General features: G+C 71.5%; 22 protein-coding genes. 13 read left to right on the top strand and 9 right to left on the bottom strand.

Annotation, left to right across the window (positions count from 1 at the left end; all coding sequences use genetic code 11):
• Window positions 1-6: 6 nt before the first annotated feature.
• Entirely contained in the window at window positions 7-630 is a 624-nt protein-coding gene (locus tag ABZX61_RS07555; RefSeq protein WP_355192347.1) for an NAD(P)H-dependent oxidoreductase, read from the bottom strand.
• A gap of 174 nt (window positions 631-804) precedes the next feature.
• Here ABZX61_RS07555 and ABZX61_RS07550 point away from each other — a divergent pair, with 174 nt between their 5' ends.
• The 6 genes from ABZX61_RS07550 to ABZX61_RS07525 all read left to right on the top strand — a co-directional run bounded on the left by ABZX61_RS07550 (window position 805) and on the right by ABZX61_RS07525 (window position 8278).
• The gene (locus tag ABZX61_RS07550; RefSeq protein ID WP_355192346.1) at window positions 805-2001 is read left to right on the top strand and encodes a sensor histidine kinase; all 1197 of its coding nucleotides are present in this window, start codon (window positions 805-807) and stop codon (window positions 1999-2001) included.
• Window positions 1998-2669: a response regulator transcription factor gene (locus ABZX61_RS07545; protein ID WP_355192344.1), complete on the top strand. Its 672-nt coding sequence runs from the start codon at window positions 1998-2000 to the stop codon at window positions 2667-2669. The genes ABZX61_RS07550 and ABZX61_RS07545 overlap by 4 nt, the downstream gene beginning before the upstream one ends.
• A 226-nt stretch (window positions 2670-2895) precedes the next feature.
• Window positions 2896-4140 carry a bifunctional glycosyltransferase family 2/GtrA family protein gene (locus tag ABZX61_RS07540; protein ID WP_355192342.1) on the top strand — a complete coding sequence of 415 codons (1245 nt, stop codon included), beginning with the start codon at window positions 2896-2898 and terminating at the stop codon, window positions 4138-4140.
• Window positions 4141-4166: 26 nt separating this feature from the next.
• Window positions 4167-6254: a glycosyltransferase family 39 protein gene (locus ABZX61_RS07535; RefSeq protein ID WP_355192340.1), complete on the top strand. Its 2088-nt coding sequence runs from the start codon at window positions 4167-4169 to the stop codon at window positions 6252-6254.
• 67 nt (window positions 6255-6321) lie between these two features.
• Complete coding sequence (locus tag ABZX61_RS07530; protein ID WP_355192338.1) at window positions 6322-7527, top strand: FAD-dependent monooxygenase; 1206 nt, start codon at window positions 6322-6324, stop codon at window positions 7525-7527.
• Window positions 7528-7561: 34 nt separating this feature from the next.
• Complete coding sequence (locus ABZX61_RS07525; protein WP_355192336.1) at window positions 7562-8278, top strand: helix-turn-helix domain-containing protein; 717 nt, start codon at window positions 7562-7564, stop codon at window positions 8276-8278.
• An 18-nt stretch (window positions 8279-8296) separates the two neighbouring features.
• On the opposite strand, the gene ABZX61_RS07520 is transcribed toward ABZX61_RS07525, so the two are convergent.
• A complete protein-coding gene (locus ABZX61_RS07520) occupies window positions 8297-9583 on the bottom strand; it encodes an ATP-binding cassette domain-containing protein (protein WP_355192334.1) in 1287 nt (428 codons plus the stop codon).
• 229 nt (window positions 9584-9812) lie between these two features.
• Between ABZX61_RS07520 and ABZX61_RS07515 the strand changes: the two genes are divergently transcribed.
• Genes ABZX61_RS07515 through ABZX61_RS07505 form a run of 3 tightly spaced genes read left to right on the top strand, consistent with a single transcriptional unit; the run spans window position 9813 to window position 13226 of the window.
• Complete coding sequence (locus ABZX61_RS07515) at window positions 9813-11273, top strand: glycoside hydrolase family 13 protein (RefSeq protein ID WP_355192332.1); 1461 nt, start codon at window positions 9813-9815, stop codon at window positions 11271-11273.
• 5 nt (window positions 11274-11278) lie between these two features.
• Entirely contained in the window at window positions 11279-12304 is a 1026-nt protein-coding gene (locus ABZX61_RS07510; RefSeq protein WP_350726872.1) for a LacI family DNA-binding transcriptional regulator, read from the top strand.
• A 49-nt stretch (window positions 12305-12353) separates the two neighbouring features.
• Window positions 12354-13226 carry a PfkB family carbohydrate kinase gene (locus tag ABZX61_RS07505; protein ID WP_355192330.1) on the top strand — a complete coding sequence of 291 codons (873 nt, stop codon included), beginning with the start codon at window positions 12354-12356 and terminating at the stop codon, window positions 13224-13226.
• On the opposite strand, the gene ABZX61_RS07500 is transcribed toward ABZX61_RS07505, so the two are convergent.
• Window positions 13210-14421 (bottom strand): MFS transporter, encoded by a 1212-nt coding sequence (locus tag ABZX61_RS07500; RefSeq protein WP_355192328.1) that lies wholly within the window; start codon window positions 14419-14421, stop codon window positions 13210-13212. The two genes, ABZX61_RS07505 and ABZX61_RS07500, sit on opposite strands and share 17 nt — an antisense overlap.
• Window positions 14422-14528: 107 nt before the next feature.
• Entirely contained in the window at window positions 14529-15512 is a 984-nt protein-coding gene (locus ABZX61_RS07495) for a cation diffusion facilitator family transporter (RefSeq protein ID WP_355192326.1), read from the bottom strand.
• A gap of 151 nt (window positions 15513-15663) precedes the next feature.
• On the opposite strand from ABZX61_RS07495, the gene ABZX61_RS07490 reads away from it, so the two are divergent.
• Entirely contained in the window at window positions 15664-16020 is a 357-nt protein-coding gene (locus ABZX61_RS07490; protein ID WP_350726868.1) for a metalloregulator ArsR/SmtB family transcription factor, read from the top strand.
• Here the strand turns inward: ABZX61_RS07490 and ABZX61_RS07485 are convergent.
• Together ABZX61_RS07485 and ABZX61_RS07480 are read right to left on the bottom strand one after the other, a co-directional pair.
• Window positions 16017-16646, bottom strand: a complete 630-nt coding sequence (locus tag ABZX61_RS07485) for an amino acid-binding protein (protein ID WP_350726867.1) — start codon at window positions 16644-16646, stop codon at window positions 16017-16019. The genes ABZX61_RS07490 and ABZX61_RS07485 overlap by 4 nt on opposite strands.
• A 556-nt stretch (window positions 16647-17202) precedes the next feature.
• Window positions 17203-20301 (bottom strand): cytochrome P450, encoded by a 3099-nt coding sequence (locus ABZX61_RS07480; RefSeq protein ID WP_355192324.1) that lies wholly within the window; start codon window positions 20299-20301, stop codon window positions 17203-17205.
• A 53-nt stretch (window positions 20302-20354) separates the two neighbouring features.
• Between ABZX61_RS07480 and ABZX61_RS07475 the strand changes: the two genes are divergently transcribed.
• The 3 genes from ABZX61_RS07475 to ABZX61_RS07465 all read left to right on the top strand — a co-directional run bounded on the left by ABZX61_RS07475 (window position 20355) and on the right by ABZX61_RS07465 (window position 22876).
• Window positions 20355-20918: a TetR/AcrR family transcriptional regulator gene (locus ABZX61_RS07475; protein ID WP_350726865.1), complete on the top strand. Its 564-nt coding sequence runs from the start codon at window positions 20355-20357 to the stop codon at window positions 20916-20918.
• A 76-nt stretch (window positions 20919-20994) separates the two neighbouring features.
• Complete coding sequence (locus ABZX61_RS07470; protein ID WP_355192322.1) at window positions 20995-22152, top strand: thiolase family protein; 1158 nt, start codon at window positions 20995-20997, stop codon at window positions 22150-22152.
• A 22-nt stretch (window positions 22153-22174) separates the two neighbouring features.
• A complete protein-coding gene (locus ABZX61_RS07465; RefSeq protein ID WP_355192320.1) occupies window positions 22175-22876 on the top strand; it encodes an SDR family oxidoreductase in 702 nt (233 codons plus the stop codon).
• A gap of 4 nt (window positions 22877-22880) precedes the next feature.
• On the opposite strand, the gene ABZX61_RS07460 is transcribed toward ABZX61_RS07465, so the two are convergent.
• The 3 genes from ABZX61_RS07460 to ABZX61_RS07450 all read right to left on the bottom strand — a co-directional run bounded on the left by ABZX61_RS07460 (window position 22881) and on the right by ABZX61_RS07450 (window position 25245).
• Window positions 22881-23183, bottom strand: a complete 303-nt coding sequence (locus tag ABZX61_RS07460; protein WP_355192318.1) for a hypothetical protein — start codon at window positions 23181-23183, stop codon at window positions 22881-22883.
• A gap of 9 nt (window positions 23184-23192) precedes the next feature.
• The gene (locus ABZX61_RS07455; protein ID WP_355192316.1) at window positions 23193-23804 is read right to left on the bottom strand and encodes a TetR family transcriptional regulator; all 612 of its coding nucleotides are present in this window, start codon (window positions 23802-23804) and stop codon (window positions 23193-23195) included.
• A gap of 208 nt (window positions 23805-24012) precedes the next feature.
• On the bottom strand, window positions 24013-25245 hold the full coding sequence (locus tag ABZX61_RS07450; RefSeq protein WP_355192314.1) for a right-handed parallel beta-helix repeat-containing protein: 1233 nt from the start codon (window positions 25243-25245) through the stop codon (window positions 24013-24015).
• Window positions 25246-25304 lie beyond the last annotated feature (59 nt).

Here is a 25304-nt window from a genome sequence, read left to right as displayed (position 1 = left end):
TGAGCGCTAGAACGTCCTGGCGATCCGGCGGGCGCGTTCGTCGGCCTGCTTGCGTTCGGCCTCGTACGAGCCCGTCAGCGTCGGGTGGTGGCGGATCTCCTGGATGTCGTCGATGCCGGCCCAGCGGAGCCAGTCGTCGAAGTACGTCGACTGGAAGTCATTCCCGAACTCCGGCCCCAGGCCGGGACCCCAGACGGCGCTGGTGTAGACGACGACGGCGCGCTTGCCGGCCAGCAGGCCGCGATACCCGGTCTCCGGGTGCACGTCGAAGACCATCGCCGGCTGGCTGACCACGTCGATGAACTGCTTCAGCTTGTAGGGCACGCCCCCGTTCCACATCGGCACGCTGAAGAGGTATCGGTCGTAGGAGTCGAAGCGCTCGAACGTCCGCACGGCCTCCGCCCACGCCTCCGCCTGCTCCCCCTCGGGCGTGCCACCACCGAACACGGTCATCTTCGCGCCCGCGGCGGCGGGGCCGAACTCGGGGAGCGTGCCGTCCCACAGGTCGAAGTGATCGACCGTCGCACCGGGCCTGGCGGCGCGGTACTCCTCGACGAACGTCCGCGCGATGCCCAACGAGATCGACTCGCCCCCACGGGGGGAGGCGGAGATGTGCAGCAGTCTGCTCATGATTTCATGCCCTTTCCGGACTGTGGTCCGATTACTGCGTCTGAAAATACGGACTGCAGTCCGATTGGTCAAGTGGCGGAGCGACGGGCGTACTGCGGGCGCAGTAGAGCGGATGGGTACCACGGGATGAGGGACTTCGCCCAGGTCAGGCCTAACGTTTGAAAGGTGCGTACGGTGACCTGGCTGAGACGGGAACTCCTTTCCCGGCCCTATGCGGCCGACACGGTCCTGGCCGTGTGCGTGTATGCGATCACGCTGCTGGCGCCGGGCGCTCCCCCGCCGCCCGGCGCGGAGTGGCACGACCCGATGCGGCCCCTCACCGCGTACGACATCGCGCTGGCCGCGGTCGTCTGCGGCGCGCTGGTCTTCCGGCGGCGGTGGCCCCACGCCGTGCTCGCCGTCACGGTCACCGGGTTCGCCGCCTATGCCATGATCGACGGCGCGCGGAGCGTGCTGGACCTGGCGTCGGCGATCGCGATGTACACGGTGGCCTCCCGATGCCCGCGCCGGCACGCGTGGATCTGCGGCGGGCTCGCCGCGCTGGTGGTCGCCGCGGCCAGGATCGTGTTCGGCGACAGCGCGTGGCTGGCGCCCGAGGTGCTGGCGCCGATCGCGGCGATCGGCATGGCCACCGCCGTCGGGGACTCGATGCGCAGCCGCCGGGCGTACGTGGCCGCCATCGAGGAGCGGGCGCGCAGGGCCGAGGAGACGCGCGAGGAGGAGGCCGAACGCCGGGTGATGGAGGAACGGCTGCACATCGCGCGGGAGCTGCACGACGTTCTCGCCCACCACATCGCGCTGATCAACGTGCAGGCGCAGGTCGCCGCGTACATGCTGGAGAGCGAACCCGAGCAGGCCCGCGCGGCGCTGGGCCATGTCCGCGAAGCCGGCAAGGAGGCGCTGGACGAGCTGCGGACGACGGTGGGGCTGCTGCGCCGGCCGGGCAGCCGCGACGAGCTCCTGACCGAGCCCGCGCCGGGGCTGGAGGGGCTGCCGGAGCTGGTCGACTCCTTCACCGCCGCCGGGCTGAAGCTGGGCCGGCTGCTCTACGGCGATCCGAGGCCGTTGCCGGCCCCTGTGGACCTCGCCGCGTTCCGGATCGTCCAGGAGGCGCTGACCAACGTGAGCAAGCACGTGCCGCGGGCGACCGCCACCGTGCGGATCGAGTACGCCGCCGACGAGGTGATCGTCACCGTGACCGACGACGGTCGTGGCGGTGCGGGCGGGATCTCCCCCGGGTTCGGTCACGGCCTGATCGGCATGCGGGAGCGGGCGCTGTCGGTCGGCGGCACGTTCCTCGCCGGGCCCGTGGACGGCGGCGGGTTCCGGGTGCACGCCGTGCTGCCCACCTCCAGGGAGAACAGGCGATGACCGTCAACGTGCTGCTGGCCGATGACCAGGCGCTGGTCCGCGCGGGGTTCCGGGTGCTGATCGACTCGGCCCCCGACCTGCACGTGGTCGGCGAGGCCGCCAACGGTCACGACGCCGTACGGCTGGCGCGGGAGACCATGGCCGACGTGGTGCTGATGGACGTCCGCATGCCCGGGATGGACGGGCTGGCCGCGACGAGGGAGATCACCTCCGACGAGGACATGGCCGGGGTCCGGGTGCTGGTCCTGACCACGTTCGAGATCGACGAGTACGTCTTCGCCGCGCTGCGGGCGGGCGCCAGCGGCTTCCTCGGCAAGGGCGTGGAGGCCGGCGAGCTGCAGGAGGCCATCAGGGTGGTGGCCAGGGGCGAGGCGCTGCTGTCGCCGGCGGCGACCAGCCGGCTGATCACCCGCTTCCTGGCCGGCCCCGGCGTCTCGGCCCAGCACGTCCCCGAAGACCTCGCCGTGCTCACCGAGCGCGAACGGGAGGTGATGACCCTGGTCGCCTGCGGGCGCACCAACGACGAGATCGCCGACCTGCTGGGGATCAGCCGGGTGACCGCCAAGACCCACGTCAACCGGGCCATGACCAAGCTGAAGGCGCACGACCGCGCCCAACTGGTGATCATCGCCTACGAGACCGGCCTGGTCCGCCCCCAGTCCCGCTGATCGGCCGGGAACCGCGGGCGCGGTAGGCCCGCGCCCGCGTCTACTGCGATCGCCGCAGTTCAGAACCCTCCTCCAGGCGGACGTTCCCCCGGGGTGAGGCCACGAGGCTTGAGGGGTGACCACGACGGCCCCGGCGCGGGGATCGCGCCCGGCGTCGTGCTGATCGCCGGTGATGGAGCCGTCCCACCGAACGATCTGACATCCCTGCGAAGAGAAGTGGACAGCGATGACCGACACCACCTGCGGCCAGGGCGTCCTCCGTGACTTCCAGCGCTCGGAGCTGCCGAATCCCACGGTCGAGATCGTCATCCCCGTCTACAACGAGGAGCGCGCGCTCCCGGGATGCCTGCGCACCCTTCACGCGCACCTCCGTGAGCGGATGCCGTTCCCCTGGCGGATCACCGTGGTGGACAACGCGAGCGTCGACCGGACGCTGGAGGTGGCCCGGGAGCTGGCCGCCGAGCTGCCCGGCACGGACGTGGTCCACCTCGACAGGAAGGGGCGCGGGCTCGCGCTGCGTACGGTGTGGGGCGCGAGCGAGGCCGACATCGTCGTCTACATGGACGTCGACCTGTCCACGCGCCTGGACGGGCTGTTGCCGCTGATCGCCCCGCTCGCCAGCGGCCACTCCGACCTCGCCATCGGCAGCCGGCTGGCCCCCGGCGCGCGCACCGTGCGCGGGCCGCGCCGCGAGCTGATCTCCCGCTGCTACAACGCGATCATCCGGCTCACCCATGGAGCCCGGTTCAGCGACGCGCAGTGCGGCTTCAAGGCCGCCCGTACGGACGTGCTCGGCCCGCTGCTCGAAAGGACGCAGGACGACGCCTGGTTCTTCGACACCGAACTGCTGCTGCTCGCCGAGCACAACGGGCTGCGCATCCACGAGGTCCCGGTCGACTGGGTCGAGGACGTGGACACCCGGGTCGACGTCGTCGGCACCGCCGTGGACGACCTGCGCGGGCTGTGGCGGGTGGCCCGCATGAAGGCTTCGGGCGCCGCACGGGCTCCGTTGCCGCGGCGCCCCGCCCCCGCCGCCGAGCACCCCGACGCCGTGCTGGCCCCCGCCAGGGCGGGCTCCCGCATCACCTGGGAGGTCGGCTGCTTCGTGGCCATCGGCGTGCTCTCGACGGCCGGTCAGGCCCTGCTCTACTGGCTGCTGCGCGCGTGGTGGCCGCCCGCGCTCGCGAACCTGGTGTCGCTGCTCGTCCTCACCGTGCTCAACACCGAGGCCAACCGCCGCCTCACCTTCCGCTGGTCCGGCACGGGGGCCGGACGGGCGCACCTGGGAGCGGGGGCCCTCTTCCTGCTCGGGTACGTCGTCACCTCCGCCGCCGTGCTGCTGTTCCGCCAGGTCCAGCCCGATGCGTCGGCCGCGGCCGAGACGCTGGTGCTCACCGCCTCGTCCGTGCTGGTCACCGCCGTCCGCTTCGTGACGCTGCGCCTGGCCGTCTTCCGCCGTCCCACACCCTGATCGTCTTCGGAGAAGAAGAAGCACAGATGACCGACATCACCGAACTGCCGCCGCGTGCCGCCGGCCGTCGCCTGCCCGGCTGGGCGGCCCCGGCCGCGATGGCGGCGATCCTGCTCCTGGCCACCGGCCTGTACGGCTGGGCCCTCGGCTCCCTCGGCTGGGGCAACGGCTACTACTCCGCCGCCGTGAAGTCGATGGGCCAGAGCTGGACGAACTTCCTGTTCGGCGCCTACGACCCGGCCGGCGTGATCACCGTCGACAAGCCGCCGGCGGCGCTGTGGCCGCAGGTCCTCAGCACCAAGCTCTTCGGCCTGCACGGCTGGGCGCTGATCCTGCCCCAGGTGCTGGAAGGCGTCGCCACGGTGTTCCTCCTGCACCGCACCGTACGCCTGTGGGCGGGCGAGGCGGCGGGGCTGCTGGCCGCGCTGGTCCTGACCCTGACCCCGATCACGGTGGCGATCAACCGTGACAACAACCCTGACACCCTGCTGGTGCTGACGCTGGTGGCGGCGGCGTACACGCTGACCCGAGCGCTGCGGACGGATTCCGGCCGGGCCGCCCTGCGCTGGTTGTGCGCCGCCGGGTTCCTGATCGGCCTCGGCTTCCTGACGAAGATGCTGGCCGCCTGGATGGTGATCCCCGCCTTCGCGGCTGCCTGGCTGGTCGGCGCGCGCGGCCCCTGGCCCGGCCGGCTGGCCAGGCTGCTCGCCGCGGGCGCCGTCCTCGCCGCGTCCTCCCTGTGGTGGATCGCGATGGTCGCGCTCTGGCCGGGGAACCGTCCGTACGTCGGCGGCAGCACCGACGGGAGCGCCTGGGACCTGGTCATCGGCTACAACGGCCTCGGCCGGGTCCTCGGCGGCGGGAGCGGCGGCGTCCCGGGCGGCTTCGGCATCTCCTTCGGCGGTGCGGCCGGTCCAGGGCGGCTCTTCAACGAGCAGGTCGGCGGGCAGATCAGCTGGCTGCTGCCGTTGTGCGGGGTGGCGCTGCTGCTGGCCCTGGCCGTCGCCGTACTGCGCCGGCGCGGGGTCGCGATGCCCGGTGAGCCGCTCGCCGCGGCCGGATGGGTGCTTTGGGGCACCTGGCTGGTGGTCTGCGGCGTGGTGTTCGCCACGCAGCAGGGGATCTTCCACCCGTACTACACGACGCAGCTGGCCCCCGCCATCGCCGCCCTCACCGCGGGCTTCGTCACGACGCTGGCCCGCGCCCATCGGGCGGGGGCGCGCTGGGCGCTCCCGCTGGGGGCCGGGGCCGTCGCGGTGACCGCGGCCTGGGCCTGTGCCGTGATCGGGCGGGCCCCGTTCTGGAACGGCTGGCTGGTGTGGCCTGTGGGCGCGGCCGGGCTGGCGGCGGTCGTCCTGCTCCTGCTGTCCGCCGGCCGGCGACGGCTGCTGCCCGCCGCCCTCGGCGTCGCGGTGCTGGCGGTGCTGGCGGCGCCCGCGGCCTGGGCGATCAGCGTTCCCGGCACCACGTCGGCGCTGGGCGGCGCCAACCCCACCGCGGGGCCGCCGGCCATGCCCTTCGGCGGCGGCGGAGCCGGCCCGGCTCCGGGCGGGCGCGAACTCCCGGAAGGGATGCAGCTCCCGCCAGGCATGGAACTCCCGGAAGGCATGGAACTCCCGCCAGGCATGGAACTCCCGCCAGGCATGAAACTCCCCGAAGGCTTCCCCGGCGGGAGCCCGGGCGACATGCCATCCGGACTCGCGGGCGGATTCCCGGGAGGCTTTCCCGGCGGCGGCGCCGAGCTCACCTCCGACCAGCGCAAGATCCTCGACCATGCCGTCAAGAACTCCGGCTCCGCCCGGATCAAGCTCGCCGTCGAGGGTGGCGCCACGCTCGCCTCCACGTTCATCCTCGGCAGCGACGCCACCGTGATCGGCATGGGCGGCTTCATCGGCATCGACGACGCCCCGACCGTCCGGCAGCTGAAGGACTGGACGGGTTCCGGGCAGCTGCGCTTCGTTCTGGGATCCGGCTTCGGCGCCATGATGGGCGGGTCGAGCACGAGCCGCTCGCAATGGATCAAGGCGAACTGCGCCGAAGTCCCCGCCGCCGCCTATGGAGGAAGTCCCGCGACCGGCGGCCTCACCCTCTACGACTGCGCCCAGAAAAACTGACCAACAGAACCAATCTGGTCAGTTTGTCTATTAGGGTCGTGGTGACACGACAGAAAGGGAGTCGGCAATGAAGGACGCAGTCGGGCGCGCGCTGGTGGTGGGGCTCGGGATCGCGGGCATCGCCACCGCGCTGCGCCTGCGGCAGGTCGGCTGGGAGCCGGTGCTGGTGGAGCGGGCCCCGGCCCGCCGCTCGGGCGGGTACTTCATCCTGCTGTTCGGCACCGGCCTCGCCTCCGCTCAGCGGCTGGGCGCGCTGGAGGCGATCGGCGACCGCACTCCGCGGCTTCCCCCCTACGAGGTGAACCGGGCCGGACGCCACACCGCCGGCATGAGCCTGGCCAACCTGCCGGGCAAGCCACGGGTGGTGCTGCGCGGGGACATCGAGCGGGCGCTGTTCTCCGCGCTGCCGGCCGATGTGGAGATCCGCTATTCCACCGTGCCCACCCACATCACCCAGGACGACTCCGCGGCGGAGGTCACCCTGCGCGACACCGCCTCCGGCGCCACCGTCACCGAGCGCTTCGACCTGGTGGTGGGCGCCGACGGGATGCGCTCGACCGTACGCAGGCTGGCCTTCGGCCCCGAGGAGCACCTGCACCCGCTGAACTACATGATCGGCGCCACCGTGCTGGACCGGCCGATCGAGGGCCTCGGCCAGGGGCAGGGCCTGACCCTGGCCGAGCCGGGACGCTCAGCGTGGATCTTCCCCTTCTCCGACCACCCGCCGGGGCTGCTGTTCTCCTACCGCACCGACGACATCGACGCCGAGTTCGCCCGCCCGCCGATCGAGTCCATCCGCGCCGCGTTCGGGCCGCAGCCCGCCGGACCGCTCCTGGAGAAGTTGTTCACGGCGTTCGAGCAGGCTCCGGAGTCCCTGTTCGACTCGGTGAACCAGGTCAAGATGCCGCGCTGGCACCACGGCCGGGTGGTCCTGGTCGGCGACGCCGCCTGGTGCGTGACCCTGTACGCGGGCATGGGCGCCTCCAGCGGCATCGCCGGAGGCGAGCTGCTGGGCACCATGGTGCAGCGCCACCCCGGCGACCTGCCGGGCGCGCTGCGCGCCTGGGAGGTCCGGATGCGGCCCTTCATCCAGACCGAGCAGGACAGCGCGCTGATCATGCGCAGGCTCTTCACGCCGCACGACCGCAAGGAACTGGTCATGCGCGGCGCGATGCTGCGCCTGATGCGCACGCCGGTCATCGGGCCGGCCATGGGCAAGATAATGAACGGTCCGGACATGAAGAACAAGACCTTCGACGTCGCCGCCGTGTGACCCGACCCCAGCCCGAAAGCCGAGGACAGCCCACGTGAACCAGCTGATCGAGCGCCACTCGCGCAAAGCCGCCCGCATCCTGGACAGCGCGCGGGAGCTGGTGCTCGATCACGGCGTGCACAAGGTGACGGTCAGCGAGATCGCCCGCGCGGCGGGGGTCGGCAAGGGCACCGTCTACCTGTACTGGCCCGCCAAAGAGGACCTCATCCTCGGGCTGTTCGCCCGCGAACTGCTGGCCTTCCTGGACGAGATCACCGCCCGCGTCAGCGCCGATCCCGCCACCGTGCTGCCGCACCGCCTGGCCCCGCTGCTGGTCCGCACCGGGCTGAAGTTCCCGCTGGCACGCCGGGTGCAGAGCGGCGACGCCGACCTGCTGCGGCTGCTCACCCAGCAGGCCGGCGACCGCGAGCTGTTCGCCCGCACCACACCCGGCGCCCTGTGCGAGGCGGGCATGCCGATCCATCACCGCCACGGGCTGATCCGCCACGACCGGCCGCTGCCCGAGCTGACCTACGCCGTGCACGCCGTGCTCACGGGGTTCGGCGCCGCGCTGTCCGACCCGGCCACCGTCGCCCTCGGCGTCGATCCCGACCAGGTCCTCGCCGACACCGTGGCCCGGCTGCTCGAGCCCGCCGTTGCCCCCGCCGACTCGGCCGTCGCCGCGGCCGCCGACGAGGTTCTCGCCTTCCTGCGCCAGATCCAGAAAGGGATGCTGGACCTCATCGAACGCAGCCAGACCCTCCAGCAGTGAACCGCGGCGCGGCGCCGGCTATCGGCGCGGGGGGTCGATGCGGGCGCCGTCGAGGGTGAAGATCATGATGCGGGAGAGGTCGATCGCGACCTTGGCGGCGTCGCCCGTGCGCCAGACGGGGCGGTTGCCCAGGCGGACGATCAGGTCGGAGCGGCGGTGGATGCCGCTGTTCGGGTGCTGGCCGACCTGCTCCTGCTCCTGGTGCTCCTCCTCCCGCTGGGAGGAGAAGACCCGCCGTACCAGTCCCGACAGCTTCCCCGAACCGCTCTTGTTCCCGTTGCTCCGCTGGCGCGGGTCCGGCGGCTCCGGCACCGGTACGGCGGGCACCCCGCACGCCAGGTACGCCAGCCACTCGTGCCCGTGGTACTCCAGCGCCCGCACCCGCCCGAAGAACGACGGCCCGTCGTACGACTCCTGCACCGGGGCCAGGCCGTCCGGGCGCATGCCCACCAGCACCTGCCCGCCGGTGTGCTGCGAGATCGCGTACGCCCTCGGATCGCTCCACTGCATCGTGAGCTGGTGCGGGCCGAAATCGAGCATGACGTACTGGTTCTGCGGCGTCCTGACAGTGGCCGCCAACAGGTTCAACTGCTGGGAGTTGAGGAACGCCGCCACGAACGCGGTGGCTGGATCGTTGTAAATCTGGGCGGGGGTGCCGACGTCCTGGAGCACCCCTCGGTTCAGGATGGCGATCCGGTCGGCGAGCGTCAGCGCCTCCACCTGGTCGTGCGTCACGTAGATCGTGGTGACGCCGAGCGACCTGACCAGCGCCGAGATCTCCATGCGCAGCTCGGTACGCATGCCCGCGTCCAGGTTCGACAGCGGCTCGTCCATGAGGAACAGCTTCGGCTGCCGGACGATGGCCCGCCCCATGGCCACGCGCTGCCGCTGGCCGCCGGAGAGCGTGCCGGGGCGGCGGTCCAGCGTCTCGTCGATGTGCAAGGCCTTCGACAGCTCGGTCACCCGCTCGCGCACCATCGCCGGGTCCGACTTGGCGATCTCCAAGGGAAAGGCGATATTCCCGCGCACCGTCCGGTGCGGATACAGCGCGCCGTTCTGGAACACCATGGCGACGTCACGATCGCGCGGGGCCAGATGGTTGGCGATCTCGCCGTCCAGCCAAAGCTCACCCTCGGTGATCTCCTCCAGTCCCGCGATCATGCGGAGCAGCGTGGACTTGCCACAGCCGGAGGGGCCGAGGAGGACGAGGAACTCGCCGTCTTCAGCCCGCAGGCTCAACCGGTCGACTGCGAGGTAGTCGCCCGGATACACCTTGGACACTTTGTCGAGAACGACCGAGCTCATGGGCCCACACCTTGCGCACGTGTCACCTGTGACGGGGCTGATTGAAGAGGTAGTACATCGCGCCTTAACGCTAGATGTCCACCCTTGACATAAAGAATCTCCTGCGCAGGCGTTTCGGTCGAGGGCTTTGTGGGTTCTTACACCGAAATTTCCGGATTGGAGGGGTATGTAAGGGCTTGCGTAAACTTGCGGCAAGGGATTTCATAGTCGAGACCGTCAGGGGGAGACTATGACCGCATGGTGGCGAGACGCCGCGATTTACCAGGTGTACGTGCGTAGCTTCGCCGACGGAGACGGCGACGGCGTGGGTGACCTGATCGGCGTTCGCGATCGCCTGCCCTATCTGGCCGGGCTCGGCGTCGACGCCATCTGGCTGACGCCCTTCTACACCTCCCCCATGGCCGACTTCGGGTACGACGTCGCGGACTACCGGGACGTCGACCCGCTGTTCGGATCGCTCGCGGACGCCAAGGCGCTCATCGACGAGGCGCACGCCCTCGGCCTGCGGGTGATCACGGACATCGTCCCCAACCACACCTCCTCGGCCCACCCCTGGTTCCAGGAGGCGTTGCGCGGCGAGCACCGCGATCGTTACATCTTCCGCGATCGGCCGAACGACTGGGAGTCGATCTTCGGCGGCCCGGCGTGGACGCGGGTCGAGGACGGGCAGTGGTACCTGCACCTGTTCGATCCCGCGCAGCCGGACCTCAACTGGGACAACGACGAGGTGCGCGGCGAGTTCGAGTCGATCCTGCGGTTCTGGCTCGACCTGGGCGTGGACGGCTTCCGCGTGGACGTGGCGCACGGCATGGTCAAGCCGCGCGACCTGCCCGACATCGGCCACCCGAACCAGACCACGCTGATCGGCAAGGAGCCGGTGCCGTACTTCGACAACGACGGCGTGCACGACATCCACCGCGCGTGGCGGCGCGTGCTCGACTCCTATCCCGGCCGGCGCATCGGCGTGGCCGAGGCGTGGGCGCCGACGGCCGAGCGGCTGGCGATGTACGTCCGCCCGGACGAGCTGCACCAGGCGTTCAACTTCCACTACCTGTTCACCCCGTGGGACGCCGCCGAGCTCAGGGCGGTGATCGACTCCTCGCTCGCCACAGCCGGCTCCGTGGGCGCCCCGACCACCTGGGTGCTGTCGAACCACGACGTCAAGCGGCACGTCACCCGCTACGGCGGCCTGGCCAGGGCCCGCGCGGCCGCGCTGCTGACGCTCGCGCTGCCCGGCTCGGTCTACGTCTACCAGGGCGAGGAGCTGGGCCTGCCCGAGGTGCTCGACCTGCCGGAGGAGGTGTGCCAGGACCCGCAGCGGCTGCGCGACCCCGACAGCGGCCGGGACGGCTGCCGCGTCCCGCTGCCGTGGACGCGCGAGTCCGGCTGGCAGGACCCGTGGCTGCCGATCCCGTCCGAGTGGGCCGAGCTGAGCGTGGAGGCGCAGGAAGGGACGCCCGGCTCGACGCTGGAGCTGTACCGGGAGGCGCTGGGGCTGCGGCGCGGGCTCAGCGGGGACCTCGTCTGGCACGAGTCGCCCGAGGGGACGCTCGTGTTCTCCAGGGGACCGTACGTCTGTGCCGTCAACCTCACCGCGACGCCGGTGGACTTCGGGATCGACGGGGAGCTCCTGATCGCGTCGGATGTCCCTGGAGCAGGGGATTCGGCGGCCTGGTGGAAAGTAAAGTGAGTGGCATGAACGGTCACGCTCGCCTAGCCGACATCGCCGCCCAGGCCGGGGTGAGTGAGGCCACGGTCAGCAGGGTGCTCAACGGCAAACCCGGCGTCTCGGCCGCCACCCGCCAGGCGGTGATGACCGCGCTCGACCTCATGGGCTACGAGCGCCCGCCCCGGCTGCGCCAGCGCAGCAACGGGCTGGTCGGCCTGGTGACGCCGGAGCTGGACAACCCGATCTTCCCCGCGTTCGCGCAGGCCATCGAGAAGGCGCTGACCCAGCACGGCTACACGCCGGTCCTGTGCACCCAGCTGCCCGGCGGCGCACCGGAGGACGAGTTCACCGAGCTGCTGGTCGACCGCGGGGTGAGCGGCATCGTGTTCATCTCCGGGCTGCACGCCGACAGCACCGCCCGCATGGACCGCTACACCCGCCTGACCGACCGCGGGCTGCCGATCGTGCTGGTCGACGGCTACAGCGAGCACATCGACGCGCCCTTCATCTCGCCCGACGACCGCATGGCCGCCCGGCTGTCCGTGCAGCACCTGGTCGACCTCGGCCACGAGCGGATCGGGATCGCGCTGGGGCCGCGCAGGTTCGTGCCGGTGATCAGGAAGATCGAGGGCTACAAGCAGGCCATGGCGCAGCTGCTCGGCGCGACCGACGTCGACGAGCTGATCGCCCACTCGCTGTTCTCCGTCGAGGGCGGGCAGGCGGCCGCCGCGCAGCTGCTGGCCCGCGGCTGCACCGGCATCGTGTGCGCGAGTGACCTGATGGCGCTGGGCGCGATCCGCGCCTGCCGGGAGCGGGGGCTGTCGGTGCCGGGAGAGGTGTCCGTGGTGGGGTTCGACGACTCGCCGCTGATCGCGTTCACCGACCCGCCGCTGACCACCGTACGCAAGCCGATCGGCGCGATGGCGTCGGCGGCCGTGCAGACGCTCCTCGAAGAGGTGAACGGCGCCCCCGCCAAGCACGTCGAGCTGATCTTCCAGCCGGAGCTCGTCGTCCGCGGCTCCACCGGCTCCGGCCCGCTGGTCAACCGGTGACCCGCGACGGCTCCCAGGCGACCGAGCCCGCCTCCACGGAGTGGAGGCCATGAATACCGACATCTTGGTCCTCGGCGGGGCCGGGGTCGATTCGACGGTGTACGTGCCGGAGCTGCCGCTGCCGTACCGGGACACCTACCACGTGCCCCCGGTCGTCGACCGGATCGGCAACACCGGCGCGGGCGTGGCGCTGGGCTGCCACGCGCTCGGGCTCGCCGTCGCCTTCGCCGACCTGATCGGCGACGACCCGCAGGGCGCCCTGGTCCGTCAGGCGCTGCGCGAGGTCGACTGCTCCTTCGGGCCCGCCGCGGCGGGCACCCGGCGCAGCGTCCTGCTCGTGGGTCCGGACGGCCGCCGCACCTCGCTCCACGACCCGAAGGCCACACCGGACGAGCGGCTGCCGCGCGAGCTGTACGCGAACACGCGCGCCCGGCACGTCCACCTGTCGATCATGGACTTCTGCCGCCACGTCTACCCCGACCTCGACGGCACGCCGATCTCCACCGACCTGCACGACTGGGACGGCGCCAACGATTACCACAAGGACTTCGCCTACCGGTCCGACCTGGTGTTCCTGTCGGCCACCGCGCTGGCCGACCCGGCCGCCACGATGCGCGACATCCTCGGGCGCGGCCGCGCCCACACCGTCGTCTGCACGCGCGGGGCCGACGGCTGCCTCGTCCTGACGCGCGGCTCCGGCGTGCGCGCCTTCCCGGCCGCGCCGCTGCCCGGGCCGGTGGCCGACAGCAACGGCGCGGGCGACGCGTTCGTCTCCGGCTTCCTGTACGGCACCTTGCGCGGCCGGCCGCTGGAGGAGTGCGTACGGCTGGGCGCGGCAGCCGGTGCGCACGCGTGCACGGTCGCCGGCACGCACGAGTCCCCGATCACGGAGTCCGCGCTACTGGCTACGTTTTCGCGGTAGACGACTGATCCAGCTCCCGCCAGGCCCGGCAGACGAACGGCGGGATGGACGTGATCAGGTAGAGGCTGGTGAACGCGTAGAGCGTGGTCCGCAAGCTGGTCAGCTCGGTGAGGGAGCCGGCCAGCAGCCCGCCGGCCGGCATGGCCGCGTACGCGGCGGCCGTCATGGTGCCGAGCGCCCGCGCTCTCATGGGGGCGGGGATGCGGCCGAACTGCAGGATGCCGAGGATCGGGTTGATCGCGCCGGCCGCGAACCCGGACAGCGCGGCCGTGGCGAGCGCCACGGGGAACGGCGCGCCGAGCGCCAGGACCAGTACGCGGGGGACGCCGGCGATGAGGAAGCACACTCCGTAGGTCAGCCTCATGGGTAATCGTTCGCCGGCGGCCCCGTACACGATGGTCCCCGCCACGGCGCCCGCCCCGAGCGCGCCGGTGAGCAGGCCGAACGCGCGGGGGTCGCCTGCCACATCGCGGGCGTACAGGGCCAGCAGCACCTGGGTCACGCCCGTGTCGAGCATGTTGACGACCACGATCATGCTGGTGGCGCTCATCTGCAGGCGGTCGCGCCAGAGGAAGGCCAGGCCGTCGCGCAGGTCGCGGATGTAGCCGCCGGATTCGCCTTCGCCGTTCTCGATGCGCGGGACTCCGCCGGCGATGAGCGCCGCCGACAGGAGGAAGGTGACGCCGTCGACGATGAGGAGCGTGCTCGGTCCCGCCCAGAGGATCAGGATGCCGGCGAGCGGGGCGCCCACCATGGTCGCGCCGCGGCTGGCGCCGTCGTACGCCGCCGTCGCGTGCTCGATGCGGACGCGGCCGAGGGCCGACAGGTCGGGCAGCATGGCCTTGCGCGCGGTCTCCCCCGGCGTGGCGGCCAGCCACCGTACGAACAGCAGGAGCAGCAGGAGCGGATAGGACAGCCCGGTCGTCAGGAACAGCGCCGGAACGGCGAGCACGACCACCCCGCTCACCAGGTCGGACACCACGCTCGCCCCGCGGAACCCCAGCCAGTCCACCAGCGTGGCGCCGAACGCGGCGGAGATGACGATGGGGAACGTGGTGGCGAAGGCGGCCAGCCCCGTGAGCCCGGCGCTTCCCGTGGTCTCCAGGACGAACCAGGGGACGGCGAGCATGGAGAGCACGTTTCCGGTGACGGACAGAGCGTTGGCGGACAGCAAGGTGATGAATGGACGCCTCACGCGTAATGCCCCCGGCATCGTCTCCGCTTCAGCGTTCCTCACGGTCGGCGTGCGGTCAAGGGAGGGTTCCGTGGCCCGGGCCGGTTGCCCGAGGCGCGGCGGCGGGCTCAGCCCGGCCGGTGGGTGGACAGGCTGGCGTGGTGGTCGGCGCCCGCGGGGCCGTGCGGGTCGGTGTGGACGGTGGCGGCTCTCAGGCGCGGGAGTTCGTGGATGAGCCGGTGCTCGGCCTCCACCGCCACCGCGTGGGCGTCCACCACCGACATGTCATGATCTACCAGGATCTCCACCTCGGCGTGCAGGGCGTGGCCGATCCAGCGCAGGCGTACGGAGCCGACGCGGTGCACCCCGTCCACCGCGCCCAGGATGCTCTCGGCGCGGTCCACCAGGGCGGGGTCCACGGCGTCCATGAGCCGGTGGTAGATCTCGCGGGCGGCGTCCCGCAGCACGAAGCAGATGGCGAACGTGATCAGCAGCCCCACGATCGGGTCCGCCAGGGGAAAGCCGAGCGCGGCGCCGCCCGCGCCCAGGAGGACGGCCAGCGAGGTGAAGCCGTCGGTCCTGGCGTGCAGCCCGTCGGCCACCAGGGCGGCCGAGCCGATCTCCCGGCCCACCCTGATCCGGTAGCGGGCCACCCACTCGTTCCCCGCGAACCCCACCACCGCCGCCCCGGCCACCCATCCGACGGCCCGGAGGTCCTGGGGGTTCAGCAGCCGGGTGACGGCCTCATATCCGGCCAGGGCCGCCGAGGCGGCGATCAGCAGGACGATGACGATGCCCGCCAGGTCCTCGGCCCTGCCGTACCCGTAGGTGAAGCGCCGGGTGGCGGCGCGGCGGCCGAGCGAGAACGCGATCGCCAGCGGGACGGCGGTGAGCGCGTCGGCCACGTTGTGCAGGGTGTCGCCGAGCAGCGCCACCGACCCGGAGGCCATGACGATCACCGCCTGAACGGCGGCGGTGACCATCAGGACTGCGAACGAGACGGCCAGCACGCGCATGCCGCGGCTGCTGGTCTCCAGGGCGGCATCGGTCTTGTCGGCGCTGTCGTGGGAGTGGGCGCTGAGCGGATTGTGAGCCGCGACAGCGTGCCCCACCCGGGCGAGCCACCCGCGGCTCCCGCCGAGATGCCCGTGCCCGTGTCCATGTCCGTGTCCGTGCCCGTGTCCGTGTGGCGTATGGCCCCTGTGGTCAGTCATGGCATTCCTCGCTTGCGCAATTCGACCCTTTTGACCAGGATATGTAGTCATGTACGCACGCGACAACGTCTCAGGTGCCGACCAGTCGCAAGAGCAACCCACTCCCGCTCAGGTGAACGCGGCGGTGGACGCCTTCCGCATGCTCAGCGACGGCACCCGGCTGAGGCTGATGTGGTTGCTGTCATCGGGCGAGAAGGATGTGAACTCGCTTGCCGAGGCCATCGGCGTGCCCCGCCCGTCCGTGTCGCAGCACCTCGCCAAGCTCCGGCTGGCGGGACTGGTGGACACCCGCAGGGACGGGCGTCGCGTGCTCTACAGCGCACGCGACTCCCACGTACGGGCTCTCATAGCGGAGGCCCTGTTCCACGCCGGCCACGAGGTGTCCGGCCTGCCCCGCCACGACTAGCCGGTTGCCGCCCCGGGCCGGGCGCGGGCGGCCAGCTTGGCGACCACGTCCACGATGCGGGCGGCGCGCTCCAGCTCGGCGCGGTGGAACACCGGCCCGTCCGCCCTGGCGACCACCAGGTGCAACCCCTGCGCCACCACCGGCAGCAGCATCAGGCGCAGTTCATTGGCGTCCAGGGTGGCGGCCCGCGGCGGGGGTTCCGGCAGGTTCAGCTCGAACTTCTCGGGGGCGGCCAGCGAGGCGTGCCGTACGGCACCGTCGGCCAGGGCCACCGACCACTCCGCGCCGCACAACCCCGGCAGCGCGTCCACCAGCGCGGCGAATCCCCGGGCGGGCTGGGACACGACGTGCATGAGAAGGTCATAGTCCAGCGCCGAGCCCGGCACCTCCTTGGTCGCCCAGACGCCCTCCACCCGTACGCCCGGCATGGCCGACAATCGATCGCGAGCCTCTGAGGCGGTCACCGGCCCAGGCCAGGAAACAGTGAAATCGTCCACGGCCCGTCCGGCCTCGCGTTCGAGCACGGTGACCTGCAGGATGTCCGCGCCCAGCGCTCCAAGAGACTTGGCGACCTGGCCAAGGCCGCCCGGCCGGTCCGGCAGCGACACCCTCAGTCGCAGCAGCATTGCCGCCCCCTTTCAGAGGCTCTCACAGTGCCGTGGAAAAGTTTCGAGCATGTTCCACAGATATGTCGCGCATGCTGCGGTTATATCCCAGCATGCAGCGTTAAGTCCGGAATGTCGATAAAGGGCTGTCGCAGGTTTCCGCAGGTCATGGTACGCCCCTCCCCCGCCCCTCCGACCACCCCGCACCGCCCACCGGGCCGAGGTCTCACGCCCTGCACCGGCCACGCATCACCACCCCACGACACGCGATCTCACACCCTTGAATACGCCCCCACCATGCGCCGTACAAGAGCGCCGACCCCCGCCGAACGACACGCCGCCAACGCGGCGCGGCGGAGGCCACCCGCCGCGACGGGCCGCCGCGATGGCCGCCGCACGAGGGCGCCGAGCCCCACCGCGCCACATCCCGCCGACGCGGCGCGGCAGGCGCCACCCGCCGTGATGGTCGCACGGTGAATGGCCCCCGCCGCGCCGCAGCTCGCCGACCCGGGGCCGGGCGACCGGCTGGGAGCGGGGAGCGGGCGGGGAGCGGGCGCGGAGCGGGCGGGGGCGGGGGTCAAGCGAAGACGTCCTGTTGGTAGCGGCCAGAGGACTCCAGCTCGGCCAGCCACCCCGCCCCGTCCTCCCCCGTCCGTGACCGGTAGATGTCCAGCAGCGTCTGCCGCACCGCGGGAGCCATCCGCAGCCCGTCACCGCAGACGTACACGTATGCCCCCTGGGAGAGCAGCTCCCACACCTCGTCGGCGTGCGCCGCGACGGCGTCCTGGACGAACCGGTGCGGGTGCCCGGGCACGGCGGAGTATGCGGCGTGCGCGGGCACGCCCCAGCGGGCCAGGTCGTCGGCGTACAGCTCATCGTGCCGGGGATGGCGGCAGCCGGTGAAGACGGCGGCGCGGCCGGGAGCCCCGGCCAGCAGGCGCTCCTCGATGAAGCCGCGCAGCGGCGCGAAGCCGGTGCCGGGGCCGATGAGGATCACCGGCGTGGCCGGGTCGTCCGGCAGCCGGAACGGCGGCGCGGGCACGCGGATGTAGCCGTAGAACACCTCGCCCTCCTTCAGCCCGGCGAGGTAGGCCGAGCACATCCCCTGGTACGTGCCCGAGCCGGACCAGGCCGGGCCCTCGACGAGGCCGACGGTGAGGCGCACGAGCGAGGGGTCGGCCAGCGGCGAGGAAGAGACGGAGTAGTAGCGCGGCTTGATCGGCCCGGCCATCTCCAGGAACACTGGCAGCGGCAGCTCGATCGCGGGGAAGCGGTCCAGCAGGGTGAGCGGGGAGACGCGCTTGGCGAGAATCTCGTCGGCGTAGTTCGCGGTCAGCTCGGCGAGCTGGCCCTTGGTCCAGGGGCAGGCGGTGTGCGCGGCCAGCGCCTCCAGGTCCGACCTGGTGGCCACCTCCTGCAGCTCGGCGAACTCGGTCAGCAGCAGGCCCGCCGTGACCGCCGTGTCCACGGGCAGGTGGGTGGATCCGGCGGCGCGCAGCCGTACCACCTGGTCGCGGGGGACGCGCAGGCAGCGCAGCGCCCACTCCACCAGCTCGGGGTCGTTCTTGGCGAAGACGGCCACGTGGTCGCCCGCCGAGTAGGTGACGCCTTCGGGCAGCCGGGCCACGATGGAGCGCACGCCGGGACGCGGCGCCTCGGTCGAGAAGTCCCAGAGGCCGGTCGGGTCGGAGGTCAGCTCCTCGTTGGAGACGACGGTCAGCGGGAACGCGCGCGAGGAGACGACCGAGGGCCTGACCTCGGCCTCGCTGAGCACCTCCATCTCGTAACGCGGCCCGGCGCTCTCGGTGGAGGCCGAGTACTCCTCGGCCAGCGCCGCCCACAGCCCGGCCGTCCAGGCGGTCACGTCGCCGTCGAAGTCGCCGTCCGCGTCGGCCTCGCCGCGCTCGATCAGCGGCACCGCTCCGGCGGCCGTCAGCTTCTCGTACGCGCGCTTCGGGAACTCCTGGTACGTGGGCCACTGCGTGTTCCCGCAGCCCAGCACGGCCAGCCGGACCCCGGACAGGTCGGGCAGCGCCTCCAGCGCGTCGAAGCGCTGGGCGTTGTCGGGGGCCTTGCCGTTGTAGGAGGAGGCGACCACGATCAGCAGGCCCTCGCTCGGCGGCGTCATGTCGTCGAGGGAGGTCAGCGTCGTGGCGAAGCCCGCGCGGCCGGCCCGCTCGGCCAGGCGTTCGGCGATGTCGGAGCTGGTGCCGAGGTTGGAGCCGTAGGCGACGGTGAGCGGCACGCCGGTGACGGCGATCTCCTGCTGCGCGCTCTCCTCGACCTCCTGGGCCACGACGACGGTCCGCTCGTGCGCCCGCCGCTCGCGGACCCTGAGCGTGAACCCGTCGGGCTTGAGGGTGAGGGTCTGCTTGATCTTCATGCGGTAGACACTCGGGTCGGAGATCGCGAACCGCCGCAGGATCATCGCCAGCGCCAGCCTGGCCTCGGTCAGCGCGAACTGCCGGCCGATGCAGGCCCGCTCGCCGTTGCCGAACGGCTTGTACGCCCCGGGGTGATGGCTCTGCTTGTTCTCCGGCAGCCAGCGGTCGATGTCGAACTCGTCCGGCCGCTCCCACGCCCTGGGGCTGCGGTGCAGCACCGGCAGCAGCACGACGACGCTCTGATCCCTGGCGATGGGGTAGCCGCCGATCGTGGTGTCCTCGACCGCGCTGACATTGAAGGCCGGGATCGGCGACCAGTGCCGCAGGGTCTCCTCCAGGACGCGCGCGATGACGTCGAGCTTCATGATCGTCTCGTACGCAGGCGGCTCGTCGCCCGGCAGCAGCCGGTCCACCTCCTCATAGGCGCGGGCCAGGGTGTGCGGCTCGCGCAGCAGGTTGTAGAGGGCGAAGGAGAGCAGGCCGCTGGTCGTCTCGTGGCCGGCGATGAGGAAGGTGAGGACCTGGTTGCGGATGTTCTCGTCGGACAGGCGGGCGCCGCTCTGCGGGTCGGACGCCTCCAGCATGAGGCCGAGCAGGTCCTTGGAGCCGGTGGCGCCCTCGGCGCGGCGCTGCCTGATCACGTCGTCGACCAGCGACTGCATGGTGGCGATGTCGCGCCGGTACGCCTCCTCGCGCCCGCGCTTGAGCTTGGTGACGAACGGCAGCTGCTGGTTGCGCAGCATGGCCTCGGTGAGCGCGCCGCCCATGGCCTGCAGGAACGGGTGCAGCTCGGGAGAGTCGAAGGAGTTGAACCGGTAGCCGAACCCGGTGAGCGAGATCGTGTCCAGGGTCAGCCGGGTCATGTCGTCGGCGACGGGCAGGTCCTCCCCCTGGCGGGCGGCCCACGACTCGACGAGCTGCTCGGCGACCTCGAGCATCTGCCCGTAGTAGGCCTTCATGGCCCGCTGGCTGAAGGCCGGCATCAGGATGCGGTGCGCGTGCCCCCACACCGGCTCATCCGGGTCGGCCGTGAACAGCCCGTCACCGGCGAAGTCGCGCACGATCGTCAGCGGCGGCTTGATCCGCTTGACGAACCGGCTCTCGTCGCACACCTCGGCGACCAGGTCGGGGTCGTACACCACCACGACCGTGCGGCCGACGATCTCCAGCCGGTAGATGCCCTCGTCGTAACGGGTGGCGACCTGGGCGAAGTGCTCCATCGGCGAGTGAGAGGGAATCTGCAGCGTGTTGCCGAGGATGGGCAGGCCCTGCGGGGCGGGGATCTCCGCCATGATGCTCCCTTCGAGTAGCCATACACCGTATGGCTGACGCTACCATACGGTGTATGGCAGTGAGCGCACGCAGGGGTGCACCTTTGACCCTCGACGAGATCGGCACCACGGCGGTGCGCCTGATGGACGAGAGCGGGGTGGACGGGCTGTCCATGCGCAAGCTGGCGGCCGAGCTGAACGTCAACCCGATGTCGCTCTACCACCACGTGGAGAGCAAGGACGCGCTGCTGGCGCTGGTCTGCGCCACGACGGCCGAGCGCATGCACGTCCCGCCGGACGACGGCGCCCCGTGGGAGGAGCAGCTCATGGCGCTGGCGCTGGACTATCACCGGCACGCGAAAGAACACCCCGCCATATGGAGATATGTCCACACCCATCCGAGACTCGTCGCCGACCGGCGGTTGCCCGTCTGGCAGACGCTCTACCGCATCCTGCGGCTGGCGGGGGTCCCGGAGTCGGAGCTGCGGCGGACGAGCGACATCCTGCACGCGTTCGTCTCGGGTTTCATCCTGGCCGAGACCGAGGGGCACATGTCGGACGATCCCGAGGAGATCGGCCGCACCTTCGACGCGGCCATCCAGCTGATCATCGACGGCCTCGCGCGCTCCACCTCCTGATCAAGGGGGTCCGTTGGAAAATCAAACCCACCGGGTCTAGAGTGGGTTCAGTTTTCCAACTGATGAGGAGGGCGCTGTGCGTGATGCCGTCATCGTGCAAGCCGTACGTACTCCGATCGGCAAGGGCAAACCGGGCGGCGGCCTGTCCGCGATCCACCCGGTGGACCTGCTCGCGCACACGCTGCGCACCCTGATCGAGCGCAGCGGGGTGGACCCGTCCCTGGTGGACGACGTGATCGGCGGCTGCGTCGACCAGGTGGGCGAGCAGGCCATGAACACCACCCGCAACGCCTGGCTGGCGGCCGGCCTCCCGGAGTCGGTTCCCGCGGTCACGGTGGACCGGCAGTGCGGTTCGTCACAGCAGGCGGTGCATTTCGCCGCCCAAGGGGTGATGTCCGGCGCGTACGACCTGGTGGTGGCGTGCGGCGTGGAGTCGATGAGCCGGGTGCCGATGTGGTCGAACGTGCCCGCGGGCGCCGACCCGTTCGGCCCGGCACTGGCCGCGCGCTTCCCCGGCGGCCTGGTGCCACAGGGCATCAGCGCGGAGCTGATCGCGGCCAAGTGGTCGCTCAGCCGCGAGCAGCTCGACGAGTTCTCCGCCGGCTCGCACCGCAAGGCCGCCGCCTCCTCCTTCGCCGGCGAGCTCGCGCCCGTCGGCGGCCTCGACCGGGACGAGTCGGTACGCCCGAGCACGACGCCGGAGATCCTGGCCGGGCTCAGGCCCGCCTTCACCGACCCCGGTTACGCCGAGCGGTTCCCGCAGATCGACTGGTCGGTGACCGCGGGCAACAGCAGCCCGATCAACGACGGGGCGGCGGCCGTACTGGTCACCACCTCGGAGACGGCGGCCCGCCTGGGCCTGCGGCCCCTGGCCCGCCTGCACAGCTTCGCCGTCGTCGGCTCGGACCCGATCCTCATGCTCACCGGCGTCATCCCGGCCACCGAGAAGGTCCTGCGCCGCGCGGGGCTGAGCCTCGCCGACATCGACCTGTTCGAGGTCAACGAGGCGTTCGCGAGCGTCGTGCTGGCCTGGCTCCAGGAGACCGGCGCCGATCCGGCCAAGGTCAACGTCAAGGGCGGCGCCATCGCCCTCGGCCACCCGCTGGGCGCCAGCGGCGCCCGCATCGCCGCGACCCTGGTCCACGCCATGGCCGAGCGCGGCGCCCGCTACGCGCTGCAGACCATGTGCGAGGCGGGCGGCCTCGCCAACGCCCTCATCCTCGAACGTCCCTGACAACACCTTTGGAGCAGTCGTCATGAAGATCTCCGGCAGCGTCGCACTCGTCACCGGCGCCAACCGCGGCCTGGGCGCCGCCTTCGCCCAGGCCCTCCTGGACCGGGGAGCCCGCACGGTCTACGCGGCCGCCAGGAACCCCGCCACGATCACCGGCACGAACCTCACCCCGATCGAGCTCGACGTCACCGACCCGGCCGCCGTCGCGGCCGCGGCCGAGCGCTGCGGCGACGTGGACCTGCTCGTCAACAACGCCGGCATCTCGCGTTCCGGCAGCTCGGACCTGGACTCGGCGCGCGCCGAGATGGACACCAACTACTTCGGCACGCTGTCCATGAGCCGCGCCTTCGCTCCCGTCCTGGCCCGCAACGGCGGCGGGGCGCTGGTGAACGTTCTGTCGGTGCTGTCGTTCATCACGTTGCCCCAGGCGAGCGGGTACGCCGCGTCGAAGGCGGCGGCGTGGTCCCTGACCAACGCCCTGCGGCTGGAGCTGAAGGAGCAGGGCACCCACGTCCTGGGGGTGCACGCGGGCTACATCGACACTGACATGGCCGCCCACGTCACCGGACCCAAGATCACCCCTGAGGAGGTCGTCGCGCAGGCCCTCGACGCCCTGGAGACCGGGGCCTACGAGGTGCTGGCCGACGCCATCAGCCGGCAGTCGAAGGCCGGGCTCTCGGGCGAGCTGGAGCGCCTCTACCCGGTGCTGGCCGCCGGCAGCTGACGCCTCAGTCGCTCGCCTCCCAGACGGCCTCGAACGCCTGCTCCGTGATCTCGGCCAGCTCCCAGACCTCCAGCGGCTGGTCGGTGAGGAAGCCGTACTCGTCCTGTAGGTGGCGCCACCAGTAGCGGCGGGCGGTCCGGTCGGCGCTCACCAGCACCTGCCTGATCGCCCACTGTTCGAGGCCGTCGCCCTCGACGCTCTCGAACAGCCAGGCCCGCCCGTCCTCGTCGCCCAGGTGCCAGTAGCGCCGGGGAACGTCGGACTCGGCGAGCTGCCGCACCAGCGGCTGGCGAAGATCTGGAAGCACCCGTCCACTCTAGAACGGGCGCAGCCCGCCGATGGCGATCTCGGCGGCGCGGGCCATCGAGGCCACGATCTCCTCATCGGACTGGCCGGCCTCGCGGGCGGCGCCGCCCGCCCCCTGGACCGCGCCCACGAACGCGCCGGCCACCGCCGCGGCGCTGATCGGGTCGAGCTCGTCGGGGAAGGCCTCCAGCAGGTGCCGGGCGACCTCGCGCTGCATCCCGAACATCATGTGCAGCGCCTTGGCCTGGATGGCGGGCACGGTCGCGAGCAGGTGCTCGTAGACCTTCGCCAGCTCGCGGTCGCCCGCCGGCGGGCCCTTGGTCAGGTAGTGGGCGATGACCCGGTCGTAGGTCTTGAGCAGCACGTCGGCGACGCGGTCCGACGGCTCGCGCTCGGCGACCACGCCGGCCATCTGCTCCATGTACTCCAGGACCTCGGCGAACAGCACGTCTTCCTTGGTCGGGAAGTAGTTGAAGAACGTCTTGGTGGCGACGTCGGCCGCGGCGGCGATCTGCGCGACGGTCGTCTGCTCGTATCCCTGCTCGGCGAACAGCCTGAGCGCCGTGCTGACGAGCAACTGCCTGGTCTGCCGCTTCTTGCGCTCGCGCCGGGACTCCTCCATGGCATGCAAGCTTACACTCACTGCATCTTTACACCCGCCAAGGAGAGGAGCCTTTCCCACCGTCCGGGGTTGCGGTCCTTGTGGGGGAATGGGGAGCGCGGCAGACCGCGCCCCGGCGTCCATGGGTATGGCGGCGCCACGTGGCCCAGGAGTCCCCGCACCGGCGCAGGGGGCGACGCCGGTGCGGGAAAGGGCCAGGAGGGGCGCGTCAGCGCTGGTAGGCGCCTGCGTCGGGGGCGCCGGCCAGGGGCTTGCCGACCATGTCCTTGCCGAGCGCCTTGCCGCCGTACCACGCGGGGCTGAGGGTCAGGCCGCGGCCGAGCGCCGGCGAGCCGGGCCGCAGCCGCAGGTCGGTACGGGAGACGAACTTCGGGTCGGCCACGATCGACTTCGGCCCCAGCTTGAACTTGTTCACCCGGCCCTGGTAGACGCTGCCGCCCTCGTCGGCCCCCTTGCCGTCCTCCCAGCCGGCCTCGCCGCCCACCACGATCACGTTGTTGCGCAGCTTCAGGATCGACGGGGCGCAGCCGTCGTGGCAGGACCAGCCGATGGTGTCCCGGGCCGGCAGGTAGACCGAGTTCTGGACGGCGATCGTGCCCTTCACGGGCCCGACGATGTGGCGCGGGCCGCGGGTGATGAGGAACGAGCCGCGGCTGCGGGAGGAGGTCACGACGTTGAAGGCGAACACGTTGCCGGTGGCGGTCTTGCCCTTCTGGGCGCCGAGCTCGGTGAACGTCTCGTTGTTCCTGGAGATGTTGTGGGTGACGCGGTTGCGGTCGCCGTCGAAGATCTCCACGGCGGCCCCGTCGGTGCCGTAGTCGGCGCTCTTGGCGTAGCTGCCGGTGATGGTGTTGCCGGTCACGAGGTTGTCGTCGCCGTTGAGCAGCACGCCGAAGGCGCCGGAGTCGTTGTCGCCGCCCTCGTCGTTGACGCTCATCCGGTTGTTGTCGGTCAGGACGCTGTCGCGGATGACATTGCGCGAGCCGGACGGGGTGACGTAGACGCCCGCGATGTTGCCGTCGGCCTGCACGCCGGCCAGCTCGTTGCTGTCGCCGGCGACCTCGAAGCCGGCCCAGCGGCAGCGGGAGGCCCGCAGGCCGCCGACGCGCCAGTGGTCGCCGCTGAGCACGACGCAGTCGTCGTCCATGCCGCTGATCCTGGCCAGCGGGCCGGTGCCGTACGCCTGGATGACGATGGGCTTGGCCGCGGTGCCGTTGGCCTCCAGCTTGAGCGGGCCGGTGAAGGAGCTGCCGCGCTTGAAGCTGACCGCGTCGCCCGGCTTGAGGTCGGCGGAGTTGACCTTGTCAAGGGACTTCCACGGCGCGGTGGCGCTGGTGCCCGCCGCGTCGTCGTTACCCGACTTCGAGTCCACGTAGTACGTGGTGCCCGCCAGCGCGTGGGCCGGGGCCGCAGGCGAGAAAGCAGGCAGGACAGCCGCCATGACGGCTACGGTCAGCAACCTCATTCGAGCACACCACTATCGAGTTGGAGCGGATGGGG

It is taken from the genome of Nonomuraea sp. NPDC003709, assembly GCF_040610775.1.
Taxonomy (GTDB): domain Bacteria; phylum Actinomycetota; class Actinomycetes; order Streptosporangiales; family Streptosporangiaceae; genus Nonomuraea; species Nonomuraea angiospora_A.
This window is presented reverse-complemented; position numbering and strand designations above follow the sequence as displayed.

Excerpts from the sequence above, each read along its gene's own strand:
- ABZX61_RS07515 (WP_355192332.1), top strand. The coding sequence starts at position 9,813 with ATGACCGCATGGTGGCGAGACGCCGCGATTTACCAGGTGTACGTGCGT.
- ABZX61_RS07545 (WP_355192344.1), top strand. The coding sequence starts at position 1,998 with ATGACCGTCAACGTGCTGCTGGCCGATGACCAGGCGCTGGTCCGCGCG.
- ABZX61_RS07465 (WP_355192320.1), top strand. The coding sequence starts at position 22,175 with ATGAAGATCTCCGGCAGCGTCGCACTCGTCACCGGCGCCAACCGCGGC.
- ABZX61_RS07475 (WP_350726865.1), top strand. The coding sequence starts at position 20,355 with ATGGCAGTGAGCGCACGCAGGGGTGCACCTTTGACCCTCGACGAGATC.
- ABZX61_RS07510 (WP_350726872.1), top strand. The coding sequence starts at position 11,279 with ATGAACGGTCACGCTCGCCTAGCCGACATCGCCGCCCAGGCCGGGGTG.
- ABZX61_RS07540 (WP_355192342.1), top strand. The coding sequence starts at position 2,896 with ATGACCGACACCACCTGCGGCCAGGGCGTCCTCCGTGACTTCCAGCGC.
- ABZX61_RS07530 (WP_355192338.1), top strand. The coding sequence starts at position 6,322 with ATGAAGGACGCAGTCGGGCGCGCGCTGGTGGTGGGGCTCGGGATCGCG.
- ABZX61_RS07455 (WP_355192316.1), bottom strand. The coding sequence starts at position 23,804 with ATGGAGGAGTCCCGGCGCGAGCGCAAGAAGCGGCAGACCAGGCAGTTG.
- ABZX61_RS07480 (WP_355192324.1), bottom strand. The coding sequence starts at position 20,301 with ATGGCGGAGATCCCCGCCCCGCAGGGCCTGCCCATCCTCGGCAACACG.
- ABZX61_RS07450 (WP_355192314.1), bottom strand. The coding sequence starts at position 25,245 with ATGGCGGCTGTCCTGCCTGCTTTCTCGCCTGCGGCCCCGGCCCACGCG.
- ABZX61_RS07520 (WP_355192334.1), bottom strand. The coding sequence starts at position 9,583 with ATGAGCTCGGTCGTTCTCGACAAAGTGTCCAAGGTGTATCCGGGCGAC.
- ABZX61_RS07490 (WP_350726868.1), top strand. The coding sequence starts at position 15,664 with ATGTACGCACGCGACAACGTCTCAGGTGCCGACCAGTCGCAAGAGCAA.
- ABZX61_RS07555 (WP_355192347.1), bottom strand. The coding sequence starts at position 630 with ATGAGCAGACTGCTGCACATCTCCGCCTCCCCCCGTGGGGGCGAGTCG.
- ABZX61_RS07485 (WP_350726867.1), bottom strand. The coding sequence starts at position 16,646 with ATGCTGCTGCGACTGAGGGTGTCGCTGCCGGACCGGCCGGGCGGCCTT.
- ABZX61_RS07535 (WP_355192340.1), top strand. The coding sequence starts at position 4,167 with ATGACCGACATCACCGAACTGCCGCCGCGTGCCGCCGGCCGTCGCCTG.
- ABZX61_RS07505 (WP_355192330.1), top strand. The coding sequence starts at position 12,354 with ATGAATACCGACATCTTGGTCCTCGGCGGGGCCGGGGTCGATTCGACG.